Genomic DNA, 17279 nt, shown 5'->3' on the forward strand with positions numbered 1-17279 from the left:
GACTTAGAGGAGTTTTTACAAACTGTATAAGATAACTTTTCTACAAAACATGTGAGAAAAGCTTCTTCTATTTACTTCATAGCCCTGTTTTTGTTGACTTTCAACAACAGATAGAATAGCGGATATTCAAAATGGATTATTTTAAATCTACTTTAAACTTTAAGTAAGTCACAATAGGCAAATGATCTGACAAATCCCTAAATCCCTCCAAACCGTCACAAGTCTTTACCTCATCTAAAACAACTCCATTTTTCACCTTCATCTCACTACCCTTCCAAAAAAAGTTATCAAACTCATGATTTAAATACACACCATCCTTACACCTCATCTTTAAACTCGTAGGTTGATCATCCAGTACATTCTTGAAACCTTTATTGTAGAGCGGATGCCAAGCCACATCATCTTCATCTAAGTTAAAATCGCCGCAAATGAGAAGGTTTTGAATCTTTGTACTATCGGCAATCAAGAGTAGATGAACGACTTCTAATTCAGGTTTCTTTTTCTCACTTACTGCATGAAAAGTACTAATAGCGAAAGTATCTCGACCGTTTGTTAGGGTGAATACTCCCTGATAAGGTTCTCTATCACAAGCTTCATCGAGGTAAGGTAAAAGTCTTGGAGTACCAATTAAATCCAAGGTGTTGGATCTCCAAATAAAAACGTAACGTTCTGAAGCATATACAGAGCTACTGTTTGTTTTCTCACTCAAGGCAAATTGAAATTGTTGGCTGTCATTATTCAGAATAGACATCAATCTATGAACCGCGTCTACTCCACCTTCACCGGCAACAACTTCTTGAATAGCGATTAAATCGTGCGGCTTTAAAATGGCGGTTATTCGAGTTAATTCTTCTTCATTTTTGGTTTGACCCAAATCTTGAATATTCCAGGATAGAACAGAGATAGAGTCGTAAATGACAGGAGTCTCGACCCTTATGAAAGGAGACGAAACTTTACGAATTGCACAGGTATTGAGTAAAAACCCCACTACCAAAACAATGCTTATTCTCACGAAATACTTCATAGCCAAGGATGAAAATAATCAATTAACTAAATCTATAATCGGAGCGGTTGAGAAATTTTCTAACAGAGACAGAATACCTATTAATTAAGAATTAAGAAGGAAGAATTAAGAATGGAATTGTAGTATTTATATCAATCCTCTAAACAACACTTCAAACAGGGATAGTACTGGCAGCGCCTGCCGGCGTTTTACATTAAAGCTTGTGTTGGGTTGGGCGACCTAAGAAGCCTGACCTAACGCTTAGCTGAAACGAAAAACGACAAAGGACTAAAAGGGATAGCCCGACCCCAAGCTTCTTGGGGCGTTTGCCTTAAAACAAAAAAATCCGTGACCAACTGAATGATCACGGACTGCTGTAGGTTTAACTACAATTATTTTAAAGCTTCTAGCTTCTCTTCCAAAATTTTGATCTTTCCAAGAGCGTCTGCTTCTTTTTTCTTTTCACTCGCTACAACTTGCTCAGGAGCGTTGTTTACGAATCTTTCATTTCCTAATTTCTTTTGCACAGAAGTCAAGAAACCTTTCGTATAATTCAACTCCTCTTCCAATTTTTGAATCTCTGCTTCCACGTCGATATCATCTCCAAAAGGAACGTAAAATTCGTTACCATCTACGATGAAAGAGTAAGCATTTGCCAATTTCTCCTCAGAAAAAGTTAAAGTTGCCAAACCTCCCATTTTCACAATAACAGCGTCTAAAGCATCGCTTGCATTGTTATTTTTCTTGATCGATAGATCTAACTTGATCTTATTGGCGATGTTATTTTGCTTTCTGATGTTTCTCAACCCTCCGATTACTTCGAAGGCTACGTTGAAATCATTCAACAAGTCTTCATTTACAGTTTCTAAAGTTGGCCATTGTGCCAAAATGATGTCATCACCTTCTGCTCTTTCTCTCAACAAATGCCAAATTTCTTCGGCTACGAAAGGCGTAAATGGCTGCATCACTTTCAAGATTTGCTCAAAGAATGTTTTTGTAGCTTCTAATGTTGCTGCATCAATTGGCTGTTGGTAACCTGGTTTGATCATCTCTAAATACCAAGAACAGAAGTCATCCCATACCAACTTGTAAGTTCCCATCAAAGCATCAGAAATTCTGAACTTGTCATACTGATCATTGATGTAAGCCAAACGGCTGTTGAACTTCGCTTGGAACCACTCAATTGCTTTCTTAGAAGCCTCTGGCTGCTCCATGTCTTTAACCTCCCAAGAACTTACCAAACGGAAGGCATTCCATACTTTGTTTGTAAAGTTACGTCCTTGCTCACATTGACTAGAATCGAACGGTAAATCGTTACCTGCAGGAGAGCTTAATAACATTCCTACACGTACACCATCTGCTCCAAATTTCTCGATTAAACCGATAGGATCTGGAGAGTTACCCAATGACTTAGACATCTTTCTTCCTAACTTATCTCTAACGATACCTGTGTAGTATACGTTTTTGAAAGGAATTTGTCCGCCCATGTATTCTTTACCCGCAATGATCATACGCGCTACCCAGAAGAACATAATTTCTGGTGCCGTTACTAAATCATTGGTTGGGTAGTAATAGTTAATTTCTTCGTTATTTGGCTGCGTTAAACCGTTGAATACAGAGATAGGCCACAACCAGCTCGAGAACCATGTATCTAATACATCTTCGTCTTGCTTAAGATCTGCCTCAGTGATCGTTCTTCCACTTTTCTCTGTAGCTAACTTTAACGCTTCCTCTAACTCTTTTGCAACCACAAAATCATCCGCTCCCTCACCGTAGTACCAAGCTGGAATTCTGTGTCCCCACCACAACTGGCGAGAAATACACCAATCTTTGATGTTTTCCATCCAGTGCTTGTAGGTATTTTTCATGTTGTCTGGGTGGAATTTAATTTCTCCATCCATTACCGCATCCAATGCTGGCTTAGACAACTCTTTCATATCTACGAACCACTGTAAAGAGATTCTTGGTTCAATTACCGCGTCTGTTCTTTCAGAGAAACCAACTTTGTTAATGTAGTCTTCTACCTTAACCATGTAACCTTTCTCTTCCAATTCTTTGGCAATCTCTTTTCTTACCTCAAATCTATCTTTACCTGCGTAGTGCAACCCGTTTTCATTTAAGGTTCCGTTCGCATTTAAAATATCTATTGTTTCTAGGTTGTGTTTCTTCCCTAAATCGTAGTCGTTAACATCGTGAGCAGGAGTAATTTTCAAACATCCTGTACCGAATTCCATATCTACATACTCATCTGCAATTATAGGAATACTTCTGTTCGCGATAGGAACAATAACTTTCTTCCCGTGTAAGTTTGCAAAACGCGCATCGTTAGGGTTTACACAAATCGCAACGTCACCCAAAATTGTTTCTGGACGCGTAGTAGCAATCGTCAACCAATCGTCTTCTGTACCTTCTATCTTATAACGTACGTTGAACAACTTAGAGTTTACTTCTTTGTGAATTACCTCTTCGTCAGACAAAGCCGTTTGCGCTTCAGGATCCCAGTTAATCATACGCGCTCCACGGTAAATCTTTCCTTTTTGGAAAAGATCAATGAATACGTTGATTACCGACTCAGAATACTCCTCGTCCATGGTAAAGCTTGTTCTTTCCCAATCGCAAGAAGCTCCTAATTTCTTTAACTGATCTAAAATGATTCCTCCATGCTTGTCTTTCCATTCGTAAGCATGCTCCATAAACTCATCGCGTGTCAGGTCAGACTTCTTAATCCCTTCCTGACGCAACTTGTTTACCACCTTAGCCTCTGTAGCAATAGAAGCGTGATCGGTACCTGGTACCCAACAAGCATTCTTTCCTTGCATACGTGCACGGCGGACTAAGACATCCTGAATAGTATTGTTCAACATGTGTCCCATATGTAGGACCCCTGTTACGTTGGGTGGTGGAATTACCACAGTATAAGCCTCTCTATCATCTGGCGTACTGTGAAAATACCCTTTGTTCATCCAATGTGAATACCATTTTTCTTCTGCCTTGGTAGGCTCGTATGTCTTAGGAATTTCCATTTGTTAAAATATTTGCGGGCAAAGATAATTAAATTAAGGCAGAGAAGCCTATGGATTTCTGGTCAATATTAAAGCCCTTTTAAATAAAGTAAGATTCGAATGTTTTGGAGGCAAACGGCCGCGCTTTCCGCTGTAGTCCTTGTTGGTGTTTTTGTTCTTGTAAAGATTTGCCTTTTTAGCTTCCGGTGGTCGCTTAAAACGCAAATACAAGAAGTCTAAAAACACCCCCTGCGGGCTGTCGCTTCTATCGCTGTTTGATAAACACTAAGACTTCTTCTTAGATTTCTTCTGCGGAACAGGATCCTCTCCAAATCCACCCCAGGGATGACAACTTAATATTCTTTTAGCAGCTAGATACGAACCTTTAAAAGGTCCCCATATCTTTAAGGCCTCTACGGCATAAGAAGAGCAAGTCGGATTATAACGACATGCTGCTGGCGTAAGTGGCGAAATGAGGTTTTGGTAGAGTTTCACCAGGAGAATGAGGGGGGCAATTGCTATTTTTTTGAGAATATTCACAGTGTGGTAAAGATAGTGGGAATTTGAATTAAAAATTAGGGTTTGGTGAAAAAGTGAATCTGAATATCCGCTATTGTATCGGTGCCGACTTCCCCCTATATTACATTAAACCGGATAAAAAAAGTAGATAAAAATCCACTTGAATGAAAAAACTCATATCTAATTCTAGCCACATCCCATTAACAACACCTTCAAAACAAGGTTTTGTGGAAACGATAAAAAAGCGGATATTCAAAATTGACTTTTATTTTTCTTTTTTTCATCGTAACTTACATCCAATCAACCCCAAAACCTAATTATCATGACCAACCAAGAGTTCTACTCCACTTTCTGTTCTGAAGAAAAATGTGTCGATTACATCAAATCTTTTTACCAAGAACAGCTCACCCATTGTCCGAAATGTAAGCACAGCAACCTAACATGGAAAGCAAAATACAAAGCTTGGCGCTGTGCTTCTTGCTCTACCAAGACCTCCCTTAAATCCATTTCCTTCATGCGTGATAGCAATAAAAGTTTTTTCGAATGGTTAGAAATCATTCACATGTTATGCCATACAAAAAAAGCCAGTTCTATAGCTGAGATACACAGACATTCCAAACAAACTCGCTACGAAACAGTTTATCACATGGTTCAGAAAGTTCGAGCCGAAATGGGAAGGATTAATTTAAAAATGACTTTTCATTATCAAACGAAAGTCAGAGGACTCAAGGCTGTATTAGAGCAAAAGATTAATTTTCTTCATTTGCATATTCGTAAAACAGCGAATTCTTCCAATGATTTAATTCACTTGGAGTTGCCCGTAACAAGAGCTCTTTGTATAAAAAAACTTGATAAGAAAAGACGTTTAAACTATCCCTATTCAAAATTAATTGCCTTTTCTTTAAGCAGAAATCCTCCTCTGGTAACGAAAACTTTAAAAATTCAAGGCAAACACAAAAGATGGTTGAGGGTTTTGGCGGAGAACATGCAAAAACAACTCCGAGGAATTTTTCATTATTGCTCCGACCGTCATATACAAGCTGTATTAGATGAATATACCTTTAAGTATAACCACCGACTCAGTTTAGATCATACTATGCATCATTTCTTGGAGGAAAGTGGAGAAAACTTACCGACATAAAAGATTTTAGAATAGCACTTCAGCTATCCCTCAAAAAAACTTTTCTTCTAAATTTCTCTTTATCAAAGAAAAGGTCTATCTTTGCGGGCTCAAATAAAATGTTTAATTATGAATAACTACGAAACTGTTTTCATTTTAACTCCCGTTTTGTCTGAAGATCAGGCAAAGGAAGCAGTAAAAAAGTACGAAGAGGAAATTAAAGCTCTTGGTGGAAACGTTACTCACTCTGAGTCTTGGGGACTTAAGAAGTTGGCTTACCCTATCCAGAAGAAAACAACTGGATTCTACTTCATGTTAGAATTTGAAGGAGAAGGTAAAGAGATCGCTGATTTAGAATTGGCTTTCAAGCGTGACGAAAGAGTAATGCGCTTTTTAACTACTAAAATGGACAAGCACCACAAAGCGTGGGCTGACAAAAGAAGAGCTAGAAAATCTGCTAAGGCGGAAGCTTAATTTATTAATCGTATAAAAAGAGAATCATGGCACAAAATGATATCAGATATTTGACTCCGATTAACATCGAAATCAATAAAGACAAGTACTGTCGTTTTCAAAAAAGTGGAATTAAGTTTGTTGACCACAAAGACGCAGATTTCTTATTAAAACTAGTTAACGAGCAAGGTAAAATTTTACCAAGAAGAGTTACTGGTACTTCTGCAAAATTCCAGAAAAGAGTAAACAAAGCAATTAAAAGAGCGCGTCACTTAGCTATCTTACCATACGTTGGTGATCAGTTAAAATAAGACCCGGTTATTGTTGAATTTTTAAAAATATTGAACGATGGAAATCATTTTAAAGAAAAACGTTGATAACTTAGGGTACAAAGACGAAATCGTAACTGTAAAGAACGGATACGCTCGTAACTTTTTGATCCCTCAAGGATACGCTATCATGGCTTCTGCTTCTGCTGTTAAGGCACACAACGAAGTTTTAAGACAGCGTTCTCACAAAGAAGAGAAAATTAAAGAAGAAGCTGCTGATCTAGCTGCTAAATTAGAAGGTGTTAAAGTTTCTATTGGAGCAAAAGTTGGTGAAAACGGTAAAATCTTCGGATCTGTTAATACTTTACAATTGGCTGAAGCATTAAAAGCTGCTGGTGTAGAGATTGACCGTAAATCATTGAAAATTAAAGACGAGCCTATTAAAGAGGTTGGTTCTTACGAAGCTGAAGCTAACTTACACAAAGAAGTTAAGCAAGCTTTCACTTTCGAAGTTGTTGGTGAGTAATTCACTACTAGATGATATAAAAAAGGCTGTTCAATAGAACAGCCTTTTTTTTTGCCTTTAAACTTTTCCTATACAAAGAAATAGCCCTACCTAGACTAAACATCACACCTTGCCAACCTCTTCCTTTCTTTTTTCTATATGCCTATTTAGAATATAACACCCTCTCATTTTTCATTTGTAATGTGCACACCCTAATTACATTCACCACCGAGTTCTACTTATCCTCCAGGTAATCGATAACTAGGCTTTCATCTAATACCATCCTAACCTAAGTTAAAAACACCACTCTATCTCGAACCTATTCATTTGCTAACCAGAGAGAAAAAAGCCTAATAAAGCATGAAGAGAACCTCCTTTCACTCTATAGATTTCCTTTGCCCCATACATCATTCTATCCTATACCTAAGAATCAACATTCTTAGAAAGTATAAACACAAAAAAAAGGACAGCTTTCACTGTCCTTCGATTCTAAATTTCTTCTTCTTTTAAGAATTTACGATTTCATCATATTGATCTTGGAAGATTTGATCATCCTCGTACCAAGGTGCAATTTTATCCATCAATTCTTTTGCTTTCGCATTTTGACGCATTTGAACATAAATCTTTGCTGTTTCTACTATACCTATGCGCAGCATATCAAAATCTTCTTTCAACCAGCTATCTGTAGATTCTATATTTGCTAACAACTCATCCGCTTCTTTCCACTTATTTCTTGCTGTTGTTTTATCACCTCTGTGGTAACGTATAGCACCTTCCAAGTAATTCGCTCCGATTTCTTCTCTATCGAATTTGTACATTTTAATTACCCAAGCAAATGCTCCACGGTAAGAACCTACCTCAATTTCATTGGCTATCATTTCTACTAAGTACTGCTTTACTTCAGAAAAGAATTCTCTATGTTTTTCAAATACAGTTCCATCTTTATCCTTACGCATAAACTTACCTATATAAGACAAAGCGTCTTTAAATGCGTTTTCGTACTCTTCTCCTCTATCTGAAATAAAAGAAATATTGTAATAAGCCAAGGCTACATAATAATACGGTTCTGCATCATTTTTTGTATCGTCCTTTTCCGTATACTTTATTCCCTGTTTGATTAATTTCTCCCAGTTTTTATCGGCTTTGAGTATTAATAAATCTTCGTAAGTCTCTTGTGCAAATGTGCCAAAACCAATTGTTAATAATAATAGTGTCAATAATTTCTTCATGATACTTGTGTTTTCAACCAATATATTCAAATATTATGCCCTCCAAAGTGGACAGTCGGATTTTAACAAATCCTTAACAGCTTCTTTTTACGTAGAAAAGAGGCCTCAGTTTCAATTTATACTACTTTAATTGTAAATATTTTAACTTTTCCATTGAGAGAAGTTCCGTAAAGCTTCCCCTCCCACAAAGTTAATGTAAATGCGGCTTCTTTTGTCAATGATTTCCAATGCTTTCCTCCATCTTGCGAATAATCTATTCCGTTTCTTCCAGAACAATATAAAACCTCATTTGCTGCGTCGTAAACAACACACGACCTGTATCCCTTTGGCATTTTATCAGCCGGCTCCCAGGTTTTGCCCAAATCATTGGTCACATAACAAGACTTTTTTCCATTTCCCGGATTTGTATAATTACCACCTACTACAACATAATTACTGTCCGAAATTTGCACCATAGAAAAAGCACCACTCCCCTCTCCTTGCTCAAAAGGCATTTGAGTAGAACTGTAGCTCAGCTTCACATACTCCCCTTTTGTAAAGTTTACTTTATAAAAAACGCTTTTTGAGCCGCCGGTTACAAAAACAAAACTCGTGTCATTTAACATCTTCAAAGTACTCCCACTAGCTGCATAACCAAATTCACCTTCAGGGGCAGGTATCATATATTTCATACTTGACCAAGACTTACCGTAATCATGTGTACAATACAAGCTAAAATAGCCTCCAACTGGATCACCCATCATTACCCCAATTCCATGAGCGCTAATATCTAAAACATCTAGAAAAACAGAATCTAAGATAAAGGTATCTATGTAGTTAACGGCACCTCGTTGTACAGACATTAAACGTCCTGTAGCACCAGATTTCATCGTTATCATACCTTGTTCTGATCGATGTAAATCTCTAATTTCTGCCATTTCATCTTTCCCAAACTCCTGTATTAACTGCTTTTTCATTAAGTCATAAACATAGAGTCTACCATTGGATGATCCCATATACAATCCTGTGCTATCGACATGTAAGGCTCTGGCATAACAAGTATCTGCGCCCACCTGAATTTCTTCCATTGAAAGTAATTTTACTTGTGATTGCGCATTACCAAAACAAGTAAAAAGTAGTAAACTGAGTAGTAATAATTTTCTCATTTATATTTCGCTAATAGGTGATGAAATTTCTCTTTTTGCTTCATTTTTAAAGCTTCCAAATTGTCGGGAATAGTTCTTTTCCATCGCTTATGTGACCATATCCAAAACTCAGGATGTTCAAGGATGGTTGCTTCCATTTCGCGTGCATGCTTTTCCGTAATCTCTCCCCAATGCGTAGTTCGGGGTTCTTTTTCTAGAACTTTTAAAGACAAAGTATAAAATCCTCTCTTAGTTCTTTTCATTTCATAATAAACCACTGCCGTATTATAGCTTACCGCCAAATATTCTGGCCCATACAAAACAGGTGTTAAAGTACCTAGAAATTGCATCCAGTAACTTTTTAAACTATCACCAGGTGATTGATCGGCCAACAATAAGACTGCAGCTGGGTGATCCGAGTTTAAGTATTTCTCAAAACAAGCTTTCAATGCCTTATTATTGGTCACCGTCATTCCAAATCGCTCTCTTCTGGCATTCATTTTAACATTTAAAAAACCATTAGACAAAGGTTTACCAACACCGATCGCTTTATGAGAAAACAAAACATCTTGAATTAAAATAAGCCATTCCCAATTGTTGTAATGTCCGCCTACAAAAAGTACATCTTTACCTTCCTTATACAGGACTTCCATTACTTCTGGGTTTTCTACACTTACCCTTTTGAGAAGCGAAGATTTAGAAATCGAAAGCCCCTTCACCGATTCCATTAACAAATTTGAAAAGTAACGGTAAAACTTTCGACGCAGCTTGCTTTTTTCACGCTGAGACATCTGAGGAAAAGCCCTATCAATATTCGCATTGATTACTTTCTTACGATACGGCAAAACCGTTAGTAATAAAAGGTAAAGCAAATCTCCGATTCCATATAACAACCACAAGGGTAAAAATGAAAAGGGTAGAATAATTATATAATATGCAATTTTTGAGATCATAACCAGCTCCAAATGTAAAGAAATAAGCCTAAATCACTTTCTGTAGAAAGCTTTACTTTTTTCTTTTATAGCTCCGCTCATTTATTACTTTTGAAAGTGTGAAAAGTTTACTCAAAATATTCATCCCCCTAGGTTGGTTATACGGCACAGTAATGGCCATTCGTAACATCTTTTTCAACCTAGGCATATTTAAGGTCTATACCTCTAAGATACCTACACTTTCTGTTGGGAATTTAAGTATGGGCGGAACGGGAAAAACACCACACGTAGATTTTATCATTTCTCGTTTAAAAAACAAATACGACATCGCTGTTTTATCCCGTGGCTATGGAAGGCGTACCAAGGGATACTTGAAAGTAACTGAACACTCTTCTGCTGAAACTGTTGGCGATGAACCCTTGCTCTACAAACTCAAACACAAGGAGGAGATAGAAGTAGCCGTTTGTGAAGACAGAACTTCTGGAGCTCAAAAATTAGAAAAAGGTAATTATTCTCTATTGGTTTTAGATGATGCTTATCAGCACAGGAAATTGGGAAGAGATTGCAATATACTCATTACAACGTTTGAAGATCCATATTACAAAGACTATGTGGTCCCTGCAGGAAGACTCAGGGAATTTAGAAGAGGAAAAAAAAGAGCTCATATACTTATAATTAGCAAATGTCCGACAGACATTACACCTGCTCAGAAGAAGATGATTATTGACAAAGTAAAACCATCTTCTAAACAAAGTGTATTCTTTTCTCATATACAATACGGACCTATTTTACCGGTGGGGAATCAAGAAAATTGGACGGGTGAAAATTTCCCAGAAGAAGTGCTTTTGGTTACTGGAATTGCCAATCCTTTACCGCTCCAAAAAGAGCTCGAAAAGAAATTTAAGGTAGAATTAATGTCCTTTCCAGACCATCACAATTTCACGGTGAATGATCTAAACAAAATTCACACTATTTTTGATACCTTTGTGGGTCAAAAAAAGGCGATCATTACCACGGAAAAGGACATGATGCGATTGAAACAACCTCAATTGTTAAAAATAATCGAAACGCGTCCTTGGTTTTACCAAAGTATTACGATAGGCCTTGATGAAGAAACAAACTTTTTAAAGCAAATAGAAAAACATGTTAGCGCAAATAAATGAAGCGGTTAGCTTCCTTCAAAATAAAGTAGATATCCAACCTGAATTTGGAATTATATTAGGAACTGGATTAGGTGGATTAGTGAAAGAAATCAATATTTCGCACGAGGTATCTTACGAAGATATTCCTCACTTCCCTGTATCTACAGTAGAAAGTCACTCTGGAAAATTAATTTTTGGTGAACTTGGAGGTAAAAAAGTAGTAGCTATGCAAGGTCGTTTTCACTTCTATGAAGGATACACGATGCAAGAGGTTACTTTCCCAGTTCGTGTGTTAAAACAATTGGGTATACAACGTTTATTTGTTAGCAACGCATCGGGTGGAGTTAACCCTGATTTTGAGGTAGGTGAAATCATGATCTTAAATGATCACATCGATTTCTTCCCTGGAAATCCATTAATTGGTAAAAACATTGATGAATTAGGTCCTCGTTTCCCAGACATGTCTGAGGTATACGACAAAGAAATGATAGCGAAGGCGCAAGAAGTTGCTGCAGAAGAAGGAATTAAAGTTTCTACTGGTGTTTACCTTGGTTTAACAGGACCAACCTTAGAAACTCCGGCAGAATACAGAATGATTAGAACTTTAGGGGCTGATGCGGTAGGAATGTCAACCGTTCCAGAAATCATAGTTGCGCGTCACATGGATTTACCGTGTTTTGCGATTTCTATCATTACGGATTTAGGAGTTCCTGGAAAAATTAAAAAGGTAAGTGTTGCAGACGTAATAGCTGTAGCCAGCCGTCAGGAACCGAAGATGACAACTATCTTAAAAGAATTAATTACAAAATTATAAATCACTTATACTTTACGAGGTGAGAGAGAATTACGAAGCAGTTATAGGTTTAGAGGTTCACGCCCAAATGCTAACGAAAACGAAGGCATATTCTAACGACGTGAACGAATACGGGGCGATGCCCAATACGAACATTAGTGCAATTACTTTAGGTCATCCAGGAACTTTACCTGTAATGAACAAAAAGACAATTGAATACGCCATCAAATTAGGATTAGCGCTAAATTGTAACATTGCCGAAGACCAATACTTTGCTAGAAAAAATTACTTCTACCCTGATTTACCTAAAGGTTACCAGATTACGCAGGATAAAACTCCAATTTGTACGGGAGGTTCTGTTAAAATCAAAACTAAAGATGGTGTAGAAAAAGAAATAGGTATAACGCGTATTCACATGGAAGAGGATGCGGGGAAAAGTATTCACGATGTGGATATGTATGATACCTTGGTTGACCTTAACCGTGCGGGAACTCCTCTTTTAGAGATAGTAACCGAGCCAGATTTAAGATCTTCTGATGAAGCGTATGCTTACTTACAAGAAGTAAGAAAATTATTGAGATACTTGGAGATTTGTGACGGTAACATGGAAGAAGGTTCTATGCGTTGTGACGCCAACATCTCGGTAATGAAAAAAGGGAGCAAAGTGTTTGGTACCAAAGTAGAGGTGAAAAACATGAACTCTATGCGTAACGTTCAACGTGCTATTGAATTTGAAATTAATCGTCAAATTGAAGCCTTGGAAAATGGAGAAGAATTGTTCCAAGAAACACGTTCTTTCGATGCCTTAAACAACAGCACCATTTCTATGCGTTCGAAAGAGGCTGCCAACGATTACCGTTACTTCCCCGAGCCAGATTTACAACCTATACGTGTTACTGAAGATCAAATCAATGGAGTAAAAGCTGAAATGCCAGCTCTACCCAATGATTTGTTTGAAAAATACACAAAGGAGTATAAATTATCTGAGTACGACGCTTCCAACTTAATTGAGGCAAAACCTATTGCTTTGTTCTACAATGAGGTAACTGCTCACACAAAGAACTACAAGGCAGCTGCAAACTGGATAATGGGAGACGTTAAATCTTTCTTAAACCAAAGAGGTTTAGAAATGAAGGATTTCCCAATTTCGGCAGAGCAGATTGCGAAACTCATTGGTATTATAGATGAAGGCAAAGTAAGTTCAACTGTGGCTTCACAATCTATATTCCCAGCAATGTTAGAGGCTCCAGAAAAAGATCCTTTAGCTATTGCTCAAGAATTGAACTTAATTCAAGAATCAGACGAAGACAGTATCAAAAATTACATTTCACAAGTTATCGCACAACATCCGAGTGAAGTAGAGCGTTACAGAAATGGTGAAAAACAGCTTACTGGTTTCTTTATGGGACAATTAATGCGCCTTTCGAAAGGAAAAGCCGACCCAAAAGCTGCCAACAAGTTAATGCGAGAAATGTTAGAACAATAATGAAGAAAATAAATAGATTATTTCCTATTATCTGTACAGCTGTAATTCTTACAGCTTGTGCAGATGAAACTTCCAATACTGTTGATGCGGATACAAGCGCTCAAACGGAACAAGATTCAAAAGTTTCTACTCCAGCGGCAACGAACTCTGAAAACCTAGAACAGAATTTTGTGGTTTCAGGTAAAGTTGAAAACGGTATACATGCAGAAATGATAGTTGAAACAACCACTCCAAGAGGAGTCATTGTTTTAGGTAAATCATATGCCGACGAAGAAGGAAACTTTAAAATTACCGGAAACATTCCAGCTTTAGGCTTGTACCAATTGCGTTTGAATGAAACACAACCGAATTCACAAAAGGTAGTTCCTTTAAGTTTGGTGCCAGAAGATTCTGTTCACGTTGAGGTTAATTTTGATGATTTCAATAGTACACCAAAATACTCAGGTACTGAATGGGCGCCTGTATTGAATGAATATTTCGAACACTTATTTGGCTTTCTATCTTTCCAAAGAAACTTGAAAAACCCGCAACAATATTCAGAAGATGAATTATTAAAAATGGTGGTTAAGGAAAGTAAACCTATGGATGATTTTTGTGTAAATTCTATTCTAAAGGATAGTGATAACCCAGCCAACATCATTTTAATTCAGCAGGTTTACCCGAAAGAATATTTAGGTGGTTTTCAAAACTGGGACCCTAAAAACTTAGATGTTTTGAAAGCGATGCAAGATGGATTCATGAAATCTTACCCGCAAAACCCATTGTCTTCTGCTATTGGTCAACAAGTAAATCAAATTGAAAGTGGTTATAACGAGTACCTTTCTTTTGAAAAGATGAAGGTTGCTCCAGAGATCGCTATGCCAGACCCTAATGGAATAGAGAGAAGACTTTCTGATTTAAGAGGAAAATATGTATTGATAGACTTCTGGGCATCATGGTGTGGTCCGTGTAGAAAGGAAAACCCAAATGTTGTTCGACTTTACAACAAATACAAAGACAAAGGATTTGATATATTTAGTGTTTCACTTGACAAAGATGCTGAAGCGTGGAAAAGAGCCATTAAAGCAGACAACCTTAGTTGGGATAATCACGTCAGTGAATTGAACTATTGGAATTCTTCAGTGATACAGACCTATAAGTTTCAAGGTATACCTTTCACGGTTTTAGTAGACAAAAACGGTGAGATTATTGCTAAAGGTTTGAGAGGTCAAGCCCTAGAAAATAAACTGAAAGAACTTTTGGATTAATAACTTAATAAAACGATTACATCAGAATGACTAAAGTATTTATCGCATTTTTACTCTTCGCAACAACTCTTGTTAATGCTCAAAACACGGGAGCACAAGCTTCGAACATACACATTGAGTTAAGTGGTTCAATTTTTAATTTACCACATGACACCCTCTATATATCTCAATTTATGGGAAGAGGATACCATGATTATGACAAAGCAGTTGCAGACAAAAATGGAAACTTTAGTTTTTCAACGGATTTACCCAATCCTGATTACTACGTTTTACGTATTGGAAACACTTCGCATCTGAACATTATCTTTAAAGATAACGACTCTTTAAAAGTTTATGGTGACGGTAAAAACATTCTATTTTACTCTAACATCATAGGCTCTCCAGAAAGTACACACATGAATGAATTTTTGCGTACGTATGAAATATGGAAAAGAGATAAGGATAGTGCAGCGATGCTCATACAACAGTTTCCTCAACAGAGAAATGTTATTCAAGAACAATTGAATCAAAGGTATTTACAGTTCACTGCAGAAAGATCTAGATTCACGGCGAACCACAGAAAATCTCCAGCCTTAATAGCTGTTATCAATACCTATCAAATCCCAGACGAATTCAAAACCTATGAAGCTGTTGCCAAAGACTTGCTTGAAGGTTTTCCAGAAAGTAAGGTAGTACAGAGTATAGTACCTCAAATGGCGCAATACAAAGCCAAATACGAGTCTTCTCAGTTATTAGCTACAGGTAAACCCGCTCCAGAAATTGCGCTTCCAGGTATAAATGGAGATACCCTTCGATTATCAGATTTAAAAGGAAATGTAGTATTGATTGATTTCTGGGCCTCTTGGTGTGGACCCTGTAGAAGGGAAAATCCGAATGTAGTTCGACTTTACAATAAATATCACGCCGATGGATTTGAAGTATACAGTGTATCTTTGGATAAGGCAAAAGCGAATTGGTTAGCCGCTATAGAAGCTGATAACTTGATATGGTCTAATCACGTTAGTGAACTTAAACACTGGAACAGTACGGCTGGAAAAACCTATGGTGTAAGTGGAATTCCATTTACCGTGCTTGTAGACAAGGAAGGAAATATTATCTCAACAAATCTTAGAGGAATGGCACTTGAAAGTGCTTTATCAAGTATATTTGGACACTAAGATGTCACAACACCATAAGAAAAAGGTTTATTTCGCTTCCGATTTTCACTTGGGAGCTCCAAACAAGGAATTAAGTTTAATTCGTGAGAAACGCATTGTAAAATGGTTAGACACCATTGAAGAGGATGCGCTAGAAATATTCTTAGTTGGCGATATTTTCGATTTTTGGTTTGAATACAAAGAGGCAATTCCTAAAGGTTTTGTTCGACTACAAGGTAAAATAGCTCAACTTACTGATAAAGGAATTCCAGTACATATATTCACCGGTAATCACGACATGTGGATTTTTGATTATTTACCGGAAGAACTCGGCGTCCAATTACACAGAGAACCCATTGAAAGAACTTTTTACGGTAAAAAATTCTACATAGGTCATGGAGATGGTTTAGGTCCAGGTGACAAAGGTTATAAAATGATTAAAAAGGTGTTTAGCAATTCATTTTTCCAATGGTGTTTTGCACGTTTACACCCCAATTTCGGTATAGGTGTGGCCAATTATTCATCGCGAAAATCGAGAGCCAAAACTGGTAATGATGATGATAAATACCTTGGAGAAGACAGAGAATGGCTCGTGCATCATTGTAAAGACATCCTGAAAGAAGAACATTTCGATTATTTCATTTTTGGACATAGACATTTGCCTTTGAACATTTCATTAAATGAGAAAAGTAAGTACTTAAACCTAGGTGATTGGATAAAATATTATACCTATGGAGTATTTGACGGCAGCGAGCTTATACTCATGCAAAATACGGTGGAAAACATTAAAGGTAAACCTTATACTTTTTCACATCAAAACAAAAAGGTTAGCTAAGCGCTAACCTTTTTTCATTGTACTTATAAGATCTAACTCCTTCTTGATACTTGCTTTATTTTCCTTGTATCGGATTTTCTCGTATTTAATTGCTTCCTTTTCCTTTGAAAACAACCCACATGGCGCTTTTGTCAAGTCCTTATGTCTTCCACACATATTCGCCCTTAATTGACCATTCTTTACAGATCCGAAGATGTACCATACATCTCCCTTTGAAATACTTAATCCGCAGGCTGCCGAACTAATAGGTGTTGTTACAATAACCTCCTTTGTTTCCGCTCCCTTTATCTCCTTTTTCACTTTGAAGGTTATTGCGATTACATTTTGCTCTAGCAAGGTATCCACTCGAATCGCTTTACCGATAAAAATATCAGCGGCTTCCTCGTACTCCTTCTGTGTAAGTGTATCAATGGGTAAGCAACTACATGCTATTACTTGAATACTCGCTAACAAACCTATAAATGCACCAATAAATTTCTTCATC

The 17279-nt window shown here is 37.2% G+C and carries 17 protein-coding genes; 10 read left to right on the top strand and 7 right to left on the bottom strand.

Annotated features, from left to right (window positions below; genetic code table 11):
- Positions 1–136: 136 nt before the first annotated feature.
- From BM327_RS11075 to yidD, 3 genes are all read right to left on the bottom strand, one after another.
- Positions 137–1024 carry an endonuclease/exonuclease/phosphatase family protein gene (locus BM327_RS11075; RefSeq protein ID WP_090249496.1) on the bottom strand — a complete coding sequence of 296 codons (888 nt, stop codon included), beginning with the start codon at positions 1022–1024 and terminating at the stop codon, positions 137–139.
- A 371-nt stretch (positions 1025–1395) separates the two neighbouring features.
- A complete protein-coding gene (locus tag BM327_RS11080; protein WP_090249501.1) occupies positions 1396–4026 on the bottom strand; it encodes a valine--tRNA ligase in 2631 nt (876 codons plus the stop codon).
- Positions 4027–4290: 264 nt separating this feature from the next.
- The gene (gene yidD, locus BM327_RS11085) at positions 4291–4545 is read right to left on the bottom strand and encodes a membrane protein insertion efficiency factor YidD (protein ID WP_396442388.1); all 255 of its coding nucleotides are present in this window, start codon (positions 4543–4545) and stop codon (positions 4291–4293) included.
- A 301-nt stretch (positions 4546–4846) separates the two neighbouring features.
- Between yidD and BM327_RS11090 the strand changes: the two genes are divergently transcribed.
- From BM327_RS11090 to rplI, 4 genes are all read left to right on the top strand, one after another.
- A complete protein-coding gene (locus BM327_RS11090) occupies positions 4847–5665 on the top strand; it encodes a hypothetical protein (protein WP_090249505.1) in 819 nt (272 codons plus the stop codon).
- 108 nt (positions 5666–5773) lie between these two features.
- Positions 5774–6118 (top strand): 30S ribosomal protein S6, encoded by a 345-nt coding sequence (gene rpsF / locus BM327_RS11095; RefSeq protein ID WP_090249510.1) that lies wholly within the window; start codon positions 5774–5776, stop codon positions 6116–6118.
- A 26-nt stretch (positions 6119–6144) separates the two neighbouring features.
- Complete coding sequence (gene rpsR / locus BM327_RS11100) at positions 6145–6408, top strand: 30S ribosomal protein S18 (RefSeq protein WP_090249513.1); 264 nt, start codon at positions 6145–6147, stop codon at positions 6406–6408.
- A gap of 37 nt (positions 6409–6445) precedes the next feature.
- A complete protein-coding gene (gene rplI, locus BM327_RS11105) occupies positions 6446–6892 on the top strand; it encodes a 50S ribosomal protein L9 (RefSeq protein ID WP_090249516.1) in 447 nt (148 codons plus the stop codon).
- Between the two features lie 485 nt (positions 6893–7377).
- Here the strand turns inward: rplI and BM327_RS11110 are convergent, their stop codons facing one another.
- The 3 genes from BM327_RS11110 to BM327_RS11120 form a co-directional block, all read right to left on the bottom strand.
- Positions 7378–8100 (bottom strand): hypothetical protein, encoded by a 723-nt coding sequence (locus BM327_RS11110; RefSeq protein ID WP_090249518.1) that lies wholly within the window; start codon positions 8098–8100, stop codon positions 7378–7380.
- Positions 8101–8216: 116 nt separating this feature from the next.
- Entirely contained in the window at positions 8217–9167 is a 951-nt protein-coding gene (locus tag BM327_RS11115; RefSeq protein ID WP_139230345.1) for a WD40/YVTN/BNR-like repeat-containing protein, read from the bottom strand.
- 74 nt (positions 9168–9241) lie between these two features.
- On the bottom strand, positions 9242–10177 hold the full coding sequence (locus BM327_RS11120; RefSeq protein ID WP_090249525.1) for a lysophospholipid acyltransferase family protein: 936 nt from the start codon (positions 10175–10177) through the stop codon (positions 9242–9244).
- 98 nt (positions 10178–10275) lie between these two features.
- On the opposite strand from BM327_RS11120, the gene lpxK reads away from it, so the two are divergent.
- The 6 genes from lpxK to BM327_RS11150 are packed head-to-tail and all read left to right on the top strand — an operon-like array spanning position 10276 to position 16795.
- Positions 10276–11319, top strand: coding sequence for a tetraacyldisaccharide 4'-kinase (gene lpxK, locus BM327_RS11125; RefSeq protein WP_090249528.1), 1044 nt, complete (start codon positions 10276–10278; stop codon positions 11317–11319).
- The gene (locus BM327_RS11130) at positions 11300–12112 is read left to right on the top strand and encodes a purine-nucleoside phosphorylase (RefSeq protein ID WP_090249530.1); all 813 of its coding nucleotides are present in this window, start codon (positions 11300–11302) and stop codon (positions 12110–12112) included. The genes lpxK and BM327_RS11130 overlap by 20 nt, the downstream gene beginning before the upstream one ends.
- A gap of 19 nt (positions 12113–12131) precedes the next feature.
- Positions 12132–13577, top strand: coding sequence for an Asp-tRNA(Asn)/Glu-tRNA(Gln) amidotransferase subunit GatB (gene gatB / locus BM327_RS11135; protein ID WP_244526217.1), 1446 nt, complete (start codon positions 12132–12134; stop codon positions 13575–13577).
- On the top strand, positions 13577–14824 hold the full coding sequence (locus tag BM327_RS15945; RefSeq protein ID WP_244526218.1) for a TlpA family protein disulfide reductase: 1248 nt from the start codon (positions 13577–13579) through the stop codon (positions 14822–14824). The genes gatB and BM327_RS15945 overlap by 1 nt, the downstream gene beginning before the upstream one ends.
- Before the next feature lie 26 nt (positions 14825–14850).
- Entirely contained in the window at positions 14851–15981 is a 1131-nt protein-coding gene (locus tag BM327_RS11145; protein WP_090249533.1) for a TlpA disulfide reductase family protein, read from the top strand.
- A gap of 1 nt (position 15982) precedes the next feature.
- Positions 15983–16795: a UDP-2,3-diacylglucosamine diphosphatase gene (locus BM327_RS11150; protein ID WP_090249536.1), complete on the top strand. Its 813-nt coding sequence runs from the start codon at positions 15983–15985 to the stop codon at positions 16793–16795.
- Between the two features lie 3 nt (positions 16796–16798).
- Here BM327_RS11150 and BM327_RS11155 read toward each other — a convergent pair whose 3' ends face one another.
- Positions 16799–17278 (bottom strand): hypothetical protein, encoded by a 480-nt coding sequence (locus BM327_RS11155; RefSeq protein WP_090249538.1) that lies wholly within the window; start codon positions 17276–17278, stop codon positions 16799–16801.
- Between the last annotated feature and the right edge of the window lies 1 nt (position 17279).

This window comes from Lishizhenia tianjinensis (genome assembly GCF_900116425.1).
GTDB classification, from domain to species: Bacteria; Bacteroidota; Bacteroidia; order Flavobacteriales_D; family Crocinitomicaceae; genus Lishizhenia; species Lishizhenia tianjinensis.

Bases quoted from the DNA above. Each gene is read 5' to 3' on its own strand.
- BM327_RS11155 (WP_090249538.1), bottom strand. From the start codon at position 17,278: ATGAAGAAATTTATTGGTGCATTTATAGGTTTGTTAGCGAGTATTCAA.
- BM327_RS11130 (WP_090249530.1), top strand. From the start codon at position 11,300: ATGTTAGCGCAAATAAATGAAGCGGTTAGCTTCCTTCAAAATAAAGTA.
- BM327_RS11110 (WP_090249518.1), bottom strand. From the start codon at position 8,100: ATGAAGAAATTATTGACACTATTATTATTAACAATTGGTTTTGGCACA.
- BM327_RS11090 (WP_090249505.1), top strand. From the start codon at position 4,847: ATGACCAACCAAGAGTTCTACTCCACTTTCTGTTCTGAAGAAAAATGT.
- BM327_RS11120 (WP_090249525.1), bottom strand. From the start codon at position 10,177: ATGATCTCAAAAATTGCATATTATATAATTATTCTACCCTTTTCATTT.
- BM327_RS11150 (WP_090249536.1), top strand. From the start codon at position 15,983: ATGTCACAACACCATAAGAAAAAGGTTTATTTCGCTTCCGATTTTCAC.
- BM327_RS11145 (WP_090249533.1), top strand. From the start codon at position 14,851: ATGACTAAAGTATTTATCGCATTTTTACTCTTCGCAACAACTCTTGTT.
- BM327_RS15945 (WP_244526218.1), top strand. From the start codon at position 13,577: ATGAAGAAAATAAATAGATTATTTCCTATTATCTGTACAGCTGTAATT.
- BM327_RS11080 (WP_090249501.1), bottom strand. From the start codon at position 4,026: ATGGAAATTCCTAAGACATACGAGCCTACCAAGGCAGAAGAAAAATGG.
- BM327_RS11115 (WP_139230345.1), bottom strand. From the start codon at position 9,167: ATGGAAGAAATTCAGGTGGGCGCAGATACTTGTTATGCCAGAGCCTTA.
- rplI (WP_090249516.1), top strand. From the start codon at position 6,446: ATGGAAATCATTTTAAAGAAAAACGTTGATAACTTAGGGTACAAAGAC.
- rpsR (WP_090249513.1), top strand. From the start codon at position 6,145: ATGGCACAAAATGATATCAGATATTTGACTCCGATTAACATCGAAATC.
- BM327_RS11075 (WP_090249496.1), bottom strand. From the start codon at position 1,024: ATGAAGTATTTCGTGAGAATAAGCATTGTTTTGGTAGTGGGGTTTTTA.
- rpsF (WP_090249510.1), top strand. From the start codon at position 5,774: ATGAATAACTACGAAACTGTTTTCATTTTAACTCCCGTTTTGTCTGAA.